4 protein-coding genes are annotated in these 3,410 nt (G+C 43.3%); 2 read left to right on the top strand and 2 right to left on the bottom strand.

Going from position 1 to position 3,410, the window contains the following annotated elements; translation table 11 throughout:
• Window positions 1-864: translation elongation factor Ts (gene tsf, locus B4033_RS08330; RefSeq protein ID WP_286833141.1), on the bottom strand; the 864-nt coding region annotated here is incomplete at its 3' end.
• Between the two features lie 141 nt (window positions 865-1,005).
• The gene (gene rpsB, locus B4033_RS08325; RefSeq protein WP_004892292.1) at window positions 1,006-1,752 is read right to left on the bottom strand and encodes a 30S ribosomal protein S2; all 747 of its coding nucleotides are present in this window, start codon (window positions 1,750-1,752) and stop codon (window positions 1,006-1,008) included.
• A gap of 208 nt (window positions 1,753-1,960) precedes the next feature.
• Here rpsB and map point away from each other — a divergent pair, with 208 nt between their 5' ends.
• Window positions 1,961-2,788 (top strand): type I methionyl aminopeptidase, encoded by an 828-nt coding sequence (gene map / locus B4033_RS08320; protein ID WP_004892289.1) that lies wholly within the window; start codon window positions 1,961-1,963, stop codon window positions 2,786-2,788.
• 254 nt (window positions 2,789-3,042) lie between these two features.
• Window positions 3,043-3,410, top strand: a 368-nt coding sequence (locus B4033_RS08315; RefSeq protein ID WP_286833137.1) for an aminotransferase class I/II-fold pyridoxal phosphate-dependent enzyme, incomplete at its 3' end; no start/stop codon positions are given.

Raw genomic sequence — 3,410 nt, 5'->3', positions numbered from 1 at the left:
AGCTTGAGCAGCAGCAACTTCATCAGCAAAGCTCATTTCAGCTTTCTTCTCGATGCCTTCACCCACTTCGAAGCGAGTAAATTGAGCAACTGTAGTACCAGTTGCTTTAAGGATTTCAGCAACTTTTTTGTCGTTGTCGATAACGTATTGTTGACGCTCAAGAACAACTTCGTTCAGGTATTTCTCAACAGAACCTACAACCATCTTCTCAACGATGTTTGCTGGTTTGCCAGATTCAAGTGCTTTCGCTTCAGCGATTTCTTTTTCTTTCGCAATTAGCTCAGCTGGAACTTGTTCAGCAGAAACTGCAACCGGGTTGAACGCAGCAACGTGCATTGCAATACCTTTACCAGTCGCGTCGTCACCTGTATAAGACACAACAACACCGATCTTAAGACCGTGTTTATAAACTGCAAGGTTTTCGCCTTCAACAATTTTCGCACGACGTACTTGGATGTTTTCACCGATTTTTTGAACAAGCGCGATACGAGCTTCTTCAACAGTAGCACCATCTTCAAGTTTAAGTTCAGCGATTTTAGCAACATCAGTTTCGTTAGCAGCAAGAGCAGCAGCAGCAACTTTAGCAGAGAAACCAGCAAAGTTTTCGTCTTTAGCAACGAAGTCAGTTTGACAGTTTACTTCTAAAAGAATTGCTTTGTTGCCTTCCTGAGCGATCGTGATCGCGCCGTCAGCAGCAATATTACCAGCTTTTTTAGCTGCTTTTGCTTGACCAGATTTACGCAGGTTATCGATCGCAAGTTCGATGTCACCACCAGCTTCTGTCAAAGCTTTTTTACATTCCATCATTGCAAGACCTGTACGATCACGCAATTCTTTAACCATGCTTGCTGTAACTGCAGTCATGTTTATCTCCTAAATTCGGTAGAAAATGAATTCTTTATAGAACAGAAACGGCCCAGAGGATTCTCATGGGCCGCCTGCATACACGACGCTTACTTTGCCACCATCACGTGTCGCAAAAATGACAAGCTAGCGTCTAACGCATTAAGCCTCAGAAGCTGGAGCTTCTTCTGCTTTAGCTTGTGCATTTGCTTGTGATTGAGCATATTCTTTACCAGCAAGAATCGCGTCAGCCATAGCAGAAGCATAAAGAGTAACTGCACGGATCGCATCGTCGTTACCCGGAATAACGTAATCTACGTTGTCTGGGTTAGAGTTTGTATCAACGATACCGATTACAGGAATACCAAGGTTTTTAGCTTCTTTGATTGCAATTGCTTCGTGATCAACGTCGATTACGAATAGTGCGTCAGGTAAACCACCCATGTTTTTAACGCCGCCAAGACCGCGTTCAAGTTTTTCCATCTCACGAGTACGCTCAAGAGCTTCACGTTTAGTCAGCTTAGCGAAAGTACCGTCTTGAGATTGAGTTTGAAGGTCTTTTAGACGGTTGATTGACTGACGAAGAGTTTTCCAGTTAGTCAACATACCACCTAACCAACGGTGATCAACGTATGGTTGACCAGCACGTTGAGCTTGCTCACGGATGATTGCAGAAGCTGCACGTTTAGTACCAACGAACAAAACTTTGTTCTTTTTGCTAGCCAATTGGTTAGCAAAGTTCAAAGCATCATTTAACGCAGGAACAGTGTGCTCAAGGTTGATGATGTGAATTTTGTTACGCGCGCCAAAGATGTATTGACGCATTTTTGGGTTCCAGAAACGAGTTTGGTGACCAAAGTGCGCGCCAGCTTGTAGAAGGTCGCGCATGCTTACGTTGTAATCTGCCATTTTCTTTACCTTAAAGATTTGGGTTAGGCCTCCATATATCCGCATTCTCCACCCTTGCGGGCACCCAGAGTAATGTGACGATATATGTGCGGATTTTTAATACACCATTCATCAAGCTACGCAAATATATTCACGAAAAAGCATTTGATAAAATGGGCGGCTATTTATACCATAGTCGCACACAAATTTCCAAAAGTTTTTAGAGATCATGAACACTACTTATCAAGCTCCCCGTCGTTTAATCAAATCCGCTGAAGATATCGAAAAGATGCGTGTAGCTGGACGACTGGCGGCAGAAGTTTTGGATATGATCAAACCGCATATCAAACCAGGTGTATCAACGCTTGAATTGGATACGATTTGTCATGACTATATTGTAAATGTACAGAATGCGATTCCAGCATGTCTGGGCTATGGCGCAGCGCCAGGCCGTCCTGCTTTCCAGCATACCATCTGTACATCAGTCAACCATGTGGTCTGTCACGGTATTCCCTCTGAAGGCAAGATCCTGAAAAAAGGCGATATTCTTAATATTGACGTGACTGTCATCAAAGATGGTTTTCATGGCGATACCAACATGATGTACATCGTGGGGGGTGAAACTTCTATTCTGGCGAACCGCCTATGTAAAGTCGCTCAAGAAGCGATGTATCGTGGGATCGCAGTAGTTAAGCCAGGTGCAACCATGGGTGATATCGGTCATGCGATCCAAAAATATGTGGAATCTGAACGTTTTAGCGTAGTACGTGAATACTGCGGTCATGGCATCGGTACCACTTTCCATGACGAACCGCAGGTGCTGCATTATGGCCAGCCAAATACCGGTATGATCTTAGAAGAAGGTATGACATTTACGATTGAACCAATGGTCAATGCAGGTGTTTGGCAAACCAAATTGCTGGGTGACAAGTGGACGGTTGTGACCAAGGATCACAAATTATCTGCGCAATATGAGCATACTCTTTTAGTAACAAAACATGGCGTAGAAGTCCTGACTGCCCGCCCTGAAGAAGATTTGTCACGTTTTACGGCATAATCCTTACAGGAAGCGCACAAAAAAGGTTACCCACAGGTAGCCTTTTTTATTTTATATTTCACATATTTTATAGATTTCAAGTTTAGCCTGAAAGCCTTCAGTTACTGCGCCTTAACATCGAAGTTCAAGATAAACTTCGGCTATCAAAACACTTTTTCCGTAAAGTTTTATAAATTCTTTTGCCTAATGTGCACCAATATAGGCTAAGATATTGTGCTTTTTATTTTTTAATCCCTATAAGAAGGAATACCGCCGTGGACGTACGTCTCTCTGATCGTGTAAATGCCATCAAACCGTCCCCAACGCTTGCTGTGACTAACAAAGCTGCTGAACTTAAAGCTGCTGGTCATAATGTAATTGGCTTGGGTGCAGGTGAACCAGATTTTGATACACCGCAACACATCAAAGATGCAGCAATTGCAGCGATTAACAACGGTTTCACCAAATACACCGCTGTAGACGGTACGCCAGGTCTTAAAAAAGCCATTATTGCCAAATTCAAACGTGACAACAACCTTGACTATGCAGCAAACCAGATCCTGGTTTCTTGTGGTGGCAAGCAATCATTCTTTAACCTGGCACTTGCCTTGTTAAATAAGGGTGATGAAGTCATCATCCCTGC

Origin of the sequence: Acinetobacter sp. UBA3132 (genome assembly GCF_002364825.1) — a bacterium.
GTDB classification, from domain to species: Bacteria; Pseudomonadota; Gammaproteobacteria; order Pseudomonadales; family Moraxellaceae; genus Acinetobacter; species Acinetobacter schindleri.
This window is presented reverse-complemented; position numbering and strand designations above follow the sequence as displayed.